Consider the following 7,886-nt stretch of genomic DNA (forward strand, 5'->3'; position numbering starts at 1 on the left):
GGTGGGGGTTTTTCTTTGGCGCGGTCGCGGTGGCGACCGCCGGTCGCAGCCCGCAACAGGTCACCGCCAAGGGTTTTTTGTTCCAAGGCCTCCCAATCGGGGAGGCCTTCGTCTTTGTGGCGTTTGATGGATTGTTCTTCCGTGTGGATCACCGTTGCCGGGCCAATCCATCGCCTATGATGAACCTCCTTCAGTCAGCGCCTCACGCCAGGAGCGGCTCTTGTTCATTCACGTGGAAACCCGGCGCCGTCCCCGTTGGCATTGGGCCACCCTGCTGGTGGTGTCGTTCTGCGTCTTGTGCTTTGTGGTTCTGGCGCTGACGCCACCGGCGCAGCGGATCTCCCTGTTGCTGGAATGGGGCACGATCCCGGCGAACATCTTCGATCCCCATGAGGCGCTGCTGCCGCAGCTGACCGATCCGGCCCTGTTGCGGCTGTTCACCGCGCTGTTCATTCACGTCACGTGGCTGCACTTGCTGAGCAACCTGCTCTTCCTGGTGATCTTCGGATTGCCCGGAGAGCGTGCTTTGGGCTCGCTTCGCTTTCTGCTTCTGTTCGTGGTGGGCGGCATCGTGGCGAACCTGATTGGCGCACTGTCGCTCGCGGGGGTGAGGCTGCCGATCATCGGCTGCAGCGGGGCTGTCTCGGCTGTGGTGGGCACCTATGTAGCCCTGTTCCCGCGGGCACGACTGGGCCTGGTGTTGCCATTGGGTCTCTATCTGGAATTTGTCCGGGTCCCGGCCTTTCTCCTGATCGGCATCTGGGTGTTGCTGCAACTGCTGTTCAGCTATGCCGGGCCCAGCTACGGCGCCTACGTGTGGTGGGCGCATATCGGCGGGTTCCTGTTCGGCGTGATGTTCGCCCTGTTCGCCCGCGAAGGCATAGCGCGTCGCCTGCGAGGCTGATGTTTCAGGATGCGCCGTCGTCCTGCAGATGGGCGTTGGCGAATCGGCGCAACACGCGTCGAGCGAGTGGCGTGGCGCCGACTTCGCCGAATACGCGTTTCGGATCGCTGCCTTCGCGATGCATGTCGGAGTGCTTGCGCCGGATATAGGCGCGCATCACCTCGGCATTGAATTCCGGATGGAACTGCACACTCAGCGCGTGCGGGCCGTAACGCAGCCACTGATGCGGGTCCCTGGCCGAGCGGGCCAGCACGGCCGCTTCCGCCGGTGCTTCAAGCACGCTTTGTTCGTGCGTGGTATGCGCCCGAAAGTGCGGCGGAAGGCCAAGAGCCAGCGAGTCGCGCTTGCCGGCGTCGGTGAGTTCGATGAGCTGGGTGCCTATTTCGCGCCCGCCTGGAAGGTAACCCACCGTGCCGCCCAGGGCATGGGCCATCAACTGATGGCCATAGCACACGCCGAACAGCGGCAGGCTGACATCCATGGCATCGCGGATCCATCCCGCGGTGAGCTCGCTCCAGTGCGCCCGTTCGGTGACCATGGCTGCCGAACCCGTGATGATGGCCCCAGCGATTTCTTTCGGTGGCGGCAGGGCTTCGCCATTGGCGACATCGACAACTTGCAGCCGCCGTGGCTGCAGGCCGGCGCTCAGCCGGAACCAGTGGGGAAAGTCGCCGTGGCGGGCACGAATGGGGTCCGGGGCGCGGCCGGTGCGGATGATCAGGACGGGTTTCATGCAGGGCTGAGTTCGGGTTGCAGTCAGGGCCGTCCGTCTTCGAGGGCGTCGATCGGCGGCAGCACGGTGAGAATTTCCTGCACGGTGGTCAGGCCCGCAGCCACCTGGTCCGCGGCGGAGATGCGCAAGGGGCGCATCCCCTCGGACAGTGCGGCCTGGCCGAATCCGCTCAGGTCGAAGTGGGCCGAAACCATCCCGCGCAGGCGGGGCGACAGTTTCAGCATCTCGTAGATGCCGGTGCGGCCGAGGAAGCCGGTATTGCGACATTCCAGACACCCGACGGGCTGGAACACCTGCGCCGGAAGCGGCAAATCCCAGCCATGGACGAGCACGTTCCAGGCGTGGGGGTCCTGCACGCTGGCCCGCTTGCAATGCGGGCAGAGGGTGCGTACCAGTCGCTGCGCCACCACGCCGGTAAGGGTCGACTGGATCAGATAGTGGGGAACGCCCAGGTCGAGCAGGCGGGTGACTGCGCTCGGCGCATCGTTGGTATGCAGCGTGGACAGCACCAGGTGCCCGGTGAGCGAGGCCTGCACGGCCATCTGGGCAGTCTCCAGGTCGCGGATCTCGCCGATCATGATGATGTCCGGGTCCTGTCGCAGCAGTGTCCGGACGCCGGCCGCGAAATCCAGGTCGATCGCCGCGTGTACCTGCATCTGGTTGAACTCCGGCGAGACCATCTCGATCGGATCTTCCACGGTGCATACGTTGAGCTCGGGCGTGGCCAGATGCTTCAGCGTGGAATACAGCGTGGTGGTCTTGCCCGAGCCGGTCGGACCGGTGACCAGCACGATGCCGTGCGGACGCTCGACCATGCTGCGCCAGTTCGCACCCTCGCCAGGCGAGAAGCCCAGTTGCGCGAAGTCCTTCACTACCAGGTCGGGATCGAAGATGCGCATCACCACCTTCTCGCCGAATGCGGTGGGCATGTTGGAGATGCGCAATTCGACCTCGCGCCCGGAGGAAGACCGTGTCTTGATGCGGCCGTCCTGCGGGCGACGCTTCTCGGCGACGTCCATGCGCGCCAGGATCTTGATGCGGGCGGTGACCGCGGTCATCACCGGCGAGGGCAGCTCGAAAACCTTCTGCATGATGCCGTCGATGCGGAAGCGGATATGACCCGTTTCGCGGCGCGGCTCCAGGTGGATGTCGGAGGCCCGCTGCTCGAACGCGTACTGCAGCAGCCAGTCGACGATATGCACCACGTGGCGATCGTCCGCACCGACTTCACCGCTCTTGCCCAGCTCGACCAGTTGTTCGAAGTTGAGGATGGCCGACGAGGCGTCGCTGCCGTTCTTGGCGTCCTGCGCCAGCTGGATCGAGCGCTGGACGCCGTAGAACTCCTGCAGGTAGCGATTGATGTCGATGGGACTGGCCACCACCCGCCGGATGTCCCGGCGCAGCATCTGGCTGAGATCCGGCGCCCAACCGGACTCGAACGGTTCGCACGTGGCGAACGTCACTTCTCCCGGTGCGGCCGCGATCGGCAGGATGCGGTGCCGCTTGGCATAGGCCTGGCTGACCACCTGGGTCGCCGCCGCGACATTGATCTTCATCGGATCGATCTTCAGATACGGCAGTCCGGCGTGGCCGGCCAGCCATTCGGTCAGCCCTTCCAGGCTCAGCGGACGGCCCGGATCGCGCTGGTTGACCAGTTTGGCGTTGGCGATCACCACCAGCGGATGCAACTCCACCGTGCTGCGACCGGCCCGGTTGCCGATGCGAACCTGCTTGGCGTCGTCGGCAAGCAGATAGCCATCCACGACCAAGGCCGCCAGCAGTTCGTCCAGCTCCAATCGACCCCGGCGGCCAAGCAGTGAAGCGATTTGCGGTGAAGCGGCCATCCGGTGGTATCCCCCGTGCATTTCCGGGCGCAGCCCAGTGCGAAAGCAAGCTGCGGCTATACTAACGCGCTTTAATCCAGGTCACGGAAAGCCATGTCCGCACGCACCTTCCAGGATGTGATCCAGACCCTCAACCGCTACTGGGCGGCGCAGGGTTGTGTGCTGTTGCAGCCGCTCGATACCGAGGTCGGCGCCGGCACCTTCCATCCCGCCACCTTCCTCCGGGCACTGGGTCCGGAACCCTGGGCAGCCGCCTATGTGCAGCCGTCGCGTCGTCCCACCGATGGTCGCTACGGCCAGAATCCCAACCGCCTGCAGCATTACTACCAGTATCAGGTGGTGATGAAGCCCAATCCCGAGAACATCCTGGAGTTGTACATCGGCTCGCTCAGGGAGCTGGGGCTGGATCCGCTGGTGCATGACCTGCGCTTCGTCGAGGACAACTGGGAGTCGCCCACGCTCGGCGCCTGGGGACTCGGCTGGGAAGTCTGGTTGAACGGCATGGAGGTGACCCAGTTCACCTACTTCCAGCAGGCTGGCGGCCTGGAATGCCGCCCGGTCACCGGCGAGATCACCTACGGCCTGGAACGGCTGGCCATGTATCTGCAGAACGTGGACAACGTCTACGACCTGATCTGGACCGATGGGCCGCGCGGCACGGTGACCTACGGCGACGTGTTTCACCAGAACGAGGTCGAGCAGAGCACCTACAACTTCGAACACGCCAACGTGCCCGAGTTGTTGCGCTGGTTCGATGTCTGCGAGGCCACCGCCAACCAGCTGATCGGCGCCAACCTGCCCTTGCCGGCCTACGAGCAGGTGATGAAGGCCAGCCATACCTTCAATCTTCTCGATGCGCGCCGTGCGATCAGCGTCACCGAGCGCCAGCGCTACATCCTGCGTGTACGCACGTTGTCGCGCAGCGTCGCCGAAACCTATGTGGCACAGCGCGAAAAACTCGGTTTCCCGGGCCTGAAACAGGCTCTCACTGCGGGCCACAAGGAGCAGGCTGCATGAGCGCCGCCAAGTCACTGCTGATCGAGCTGGGTACGGAAGAACTGCCACCGAAGGCGCTCGACGAATTGTCTGCCGCGTTCCTGCGCGGAATTTGCGACGGGCTGGCCAGGCGCAACATCGGCGCCGCGCTCGACCAGGCGCAAGGCTATGCCTCGCCACGTCGTTTGGCCGTCCATGTTCCCGCCGTGGTAGTGGCCCAGCCGGAGCAGACGATCGAGCGCCGGGGTCCCGCGCTGAGCGCCGCGCTGGATGCCGAAGGCCAGCCCTCGAAGGCCCTGCTGGGGTTTGCGCAGTCATGCGGCGTCGATGTGGGCGCTCTGGAAAAACTTGAAACCGACAAGGGCAGCTGGTTCGTCTGGCGCAGCGTGAAGCCGGGGCAGCCGGTGGCGGCATTGCTTCCGGAAATCGTCGACGAAGCGCTGAAGGCGTTGCCGATCCCGCGCCCGATGCGCTGGGCCGACCACGACTACAGTTTCGTGCGGCCGGCCCATTGGCTGGTGATCCTGCACGGCGCCGAGATCGTCGATGGCGAAGTTCTCGGGCTGCGCAGCGGACGCAAGTCACGCGGCCATCGCTTCATGCATCCGCAGCCGGTGCACGTGGCCGATGCCGACGGCTGGCTCGATGCCATGCGTGCCTGCAACGTGCTGGCCGATCCTCGCGAACGGCGCCAGCGCATCCAGGACCAGATCGAAAAGGTGGCGGGTGCCACCGGCGGCGTGCCTCGACTGGATGACGCCCTGCTGGACGAACTGGCCAACCTAACCGAATGGCCGGTGGCGATCGCCTGCACCTTCGAACGCGACTTCCTTGCCGTACCGCCCGAGGCGTTGGCCACCACCATGGTGGCGAACCAGAAGTTCGTTCCGGTGTTCGACGCCGGCGGCAGCCTCACCGAGCACTTCATCGGCATCGCCAACGTCGAAAGCACGAACCCTTCCGAGATCCGCAAGGGTTACGAGCGCGTGATCCGGCCCCGCTTCGCCGATGCCAAGTTCTTCTGGGACGAGGATCTCAAGACCCCGCTGGCCAGATACCAGGAGCAGCTCAAGGGAGTCACTTACCAGCAGGCGCTGGGCAGCCTGTGGGACAAGAGCGTGCGCGTGGCGGAGCTGGCGCGGATCATCGCCAACCGGACCGGTGTCGACGCCGGCGCGGCCACGCGGGCGGCCAGCCTGGCCAAGTGCGACCTGCTGACCCGCATGGTCGGCGAGTTCCCCGAATTGCAGGGTGTGATGGGGCGTTACTACGCCAGCCACGACGGCGAACCGGCGGTCGTGGCCGAGGCGCTGGACAGCTATTACCAGCCACGCTTCGGCGGTGATCGCATTGCCGCGGACAAGCTGGGCCAGGTGCTGGCGGTGGCCGAACGGTTCGATACCCTGGCGGGCATCTTTGCCGTCGGCATGAAGCCCGGCGGCAACAAGGATCCCTTCGCCCTGCGCCGCGCCGCGCTGGGGCTGGCGCGCACCCTGATCGAAGGTGGCCTGGAACTGGATTTGCGCGGAAGTTTCATCGAGGCTCTGGAACTGATACCGGATGCAGCTCTCGCCGCAGGACTCAAGCCCGGCAAGGATGGCAAGCCACCGGCGCTCAACGCCGCCCAGCGGCGCGCCATCCTGCTCGATGAACTGTACGACTTCGTGCTCGACCGGCTGCGTGGCTATTACGCCGAGCAGGGCTTCGACCACAACCAGTTCGAAGCGGTGCTGGCGGTGCAGCCCGCCAGCCTGGCCGATTTCGATCGACGCCTGCGTGCCGTTGCCGAGTTCGGTCGCCGCGCCGAGGCAATGAGTCTGGCTGCCGCCAACAAGCGCGTCGGCAATATCCTGCGCAAGCAGGCCGAAGAGACGGGGGCACCGCCGATCGGGCGGGTCGTGGATCCAGCCCGCTTCGAAACCGACGCGGAACGCGAGCTGGCCGATGCCCTGGCCTCGGCACAGCACGACAGCGCTGCCGCGCTGGACGCCGGAGACTATGCGGCTGTTCTGGCGCGCCTGTCCCAACTGCAGGCGCCCGTCGATGCATTCTTCGAGAGCGTGCTGGTGAATGCCGACGACCCGGCCGTGCGCGCCAACCGCCTCGCGCTGCTCAACCAGTTGAAGACGCAGTTCGGCGCGATCGCCGACATCGCGCTGCTCTAGGGCAGGAGAACTCCTGCCCTGGCCATGATTGAAGCGGGATCAGGCCGGACTGCGGTCTTTACGGATCCGTTCGGCGAGCTGCTCGTTGAACGTCACCATGGCGAGGGGATCCACGTGGGAACCGCCGGGTCCGAGCATCTCATAGAGCTGGCTCAACAAATCTGTGTTCTCGGACAGCGAAAGTTGGTTGCCTGCCAAACTCAGCTCTGACTGCAGGATGCGAACGGCAGTATCCAGCCGCCGCGCATCAACGGTCGCCGGCGTGGCTGCCTGGCCTTGAGCAGGGTTCACCTTGGCGTGAGAGCGGTTGGGTGCGGCGTCTTCCGAGCTGTACTGTTCGTCGCTGCCCATATAGGTGGGGTCGACCTGCAACGTACCTTCGCCGGCCACAAGCCAGACCAGCGAGATTCCCAGCGTCTTGGCCAGCGTTACGCAACGCGCGCGCGACGGGTCGGTGTTGCCATCTCGCCAACTGCGAACCACGCCCTCGGAGAAGCCACACATGCGGGCGATTTCCGTAGCACTTCCCACGCGCTGGATCAGCAATTTGATGCGTTCAGCGAATGTTTCCGTGGCTTGCCGCTGGGTACTGAGTTGCGTGTCCATCAAGAATACCGTTCTATATCGAGGGGAAATTGGCACTAGCGTAAGTTTATGACAGAAGTCAAGTAATGAAGCCTCCAGAAAAAGTTACGGAAGTGTTGACCTCCGTGATTTCTTGAATTAACGTCGCAGTAACTTGCGCTAGAGGTTGCGCAGGAACGTGCGTTAAATCATGCGGATGGACCGGGCTAAGCACCTTGCTTGGGCTGTGGCCGTTGGATATTTGAACACAATTAAAGTTTCATGTGCCCGAAAGCTTCGGGCTGAACTTGGGGAGTTGCCACTTATGAATTCGCGTAAAAATTTCACGGCGCGCCAGTTGCGTCATACTTCACTGGCGATCGGTCTCGGTCTGTGCTTGATCGGTACCGGAGCGGTGGCGCAGTCGACCACCGGCAGCATCTTCGGTCAGGTTCAGGCGGGAAGCGGCGAAACGGTACTGGTCAAGAGCTCGTCTGGCGTCACCCGCCAGGCCACTGTCGACTCGACGGGTCGTTATGCGGTGGATTCCCTGCCGCTGGGCAACTACACGGTCACCCTGCAGCATGACGGCCAGGCCGTCGACTCGCGCTCCAACGTCACCTTGCGTGTGGGCTCGGGTACCGAAGTGTCGTTCGGTGGGCAGAATGCCCAGACCCTGT

The 7,886-nt window shown here is 64.3% G+C and carries 7 protein-coding genes; 4 read left to right on the top strand and 3 right to left on the bottom strand.

Features of this window, described 5'->3' with window-relative positions; all coding sequences use genetic code 11:
* Positions 1-220: 220 nt before the first annotated feature.
* Complete coding sequence (locus UU7_RS16220; protein WP_007810223.1) at positions 221-904, top strand: rhomboid family intramembrane serine protease; 684 nt, start codon at positions 221-223, stop codon at positions 902-904.
* Between the two features lie 4 nt (positions 905-908).
* Here the strand turns inward: UU7_RS16220 and UU7_RS16225 are convergent, their stop codons facing one another.
* Positions 909-1,637, bottom strand: coding sequence for a glutamine amidotransferase (locus tag UU7_RS16225; protein ID WP_007810224.1), 729 nt, complete (start codon positions 1,635-1,637; stop codon positions 909-911).
* Positions 1,638-1,660: 23 nt separating this feature from the next.
* The gene (gene tfpB / locus UU7_RS16230; protein WP_007810225.1) at positions 1,661-3,481 is read right to left on the bottom strand and encodes a type IV pilus assembly ATPase TfpB; all 1,821 of its coding nucleotides are present in this window, start codon (positions 3,479-3,481) and stop codon (positions 1,661-1,663) included.
* A 93-nt stretch (positions 3,482-3,574) separates the two neighbouring features.
* Here tfpB and glyQ point away from each other — a divergent pair, with 93 nt between their 5' ends.
* Together glyQ and glyS are read left to right on the top strand one after the other, a co-directional pair.
* The gene (gene glyQ / locus UU7_RS16235; RefSeq protein ID WP_007810226.1) at positions 3,575-4,498 is read left to right on the top strand and encodes a glycine--tRNA ligase subunit alpha; all 924 of its coding nucleotides are present in this window, start codon (positions 3,575-3,577) and stop codon (positions 4,496-4,498) included.
* On the top strand, positions 4,495-6,642 hold the full coding sequence (gene glyS / locus UU7_RS16240) for a glycine--tRNA ligase subunit beta (RefSeq protein ID WP_007810227.1): 2,148 nt from the start codon (positions 4,495-4,497) through the stop codon (positions 6,640-6,642). Before glyQ ends, glyS begins: the two co-directional genes overlap by 4 nt.
* Before the next feature lie 39 nt (positions 6,643-6,681).
* Here glyS and UU7_RS16245 read toward each other — a convergent pair whose 3' ends face one another.
* Positions 6,682-7,248 carry a helix-turn-helix domain-containing protein gene (locus UU7_RS16245; RefSeq protein WP_007810229.1) on the bottom strand — a complete coding sequence of 189 codons (567 nt, stop codon included), beginning with the start codon at positions 7,246-7,248 and terminating at the stop codon, positions 6,682-6,684.
* Positions 7,249-7,531: 283 nt separating this feature from the next.
* Between UU7_RS16245 and UU7_RS16250 the strand changes: the two genes are divergently transcribed.
* A partial coding sequence (locus UU7_RS16250; RefSeq protein WP_007810231.1) for a carboxypeptidase-like regulatory domain-containing protein occupies positions 7,532-7,886 on the top strand: 355 nt, incomplete at its 3' end.

Source organism: Rhodanobacter spathiphylli B39 (assembly GCF_000264295.1).
In the GTDB taxonomy this organism is placed as follows: domain Bacteria; phylum Pseudomonadota; class Gammaproteobacteria; order Xanthomonadales; family Rhodanobacteraceae; genus Rhodanobacter; species Rhodanobacter spathiphylli.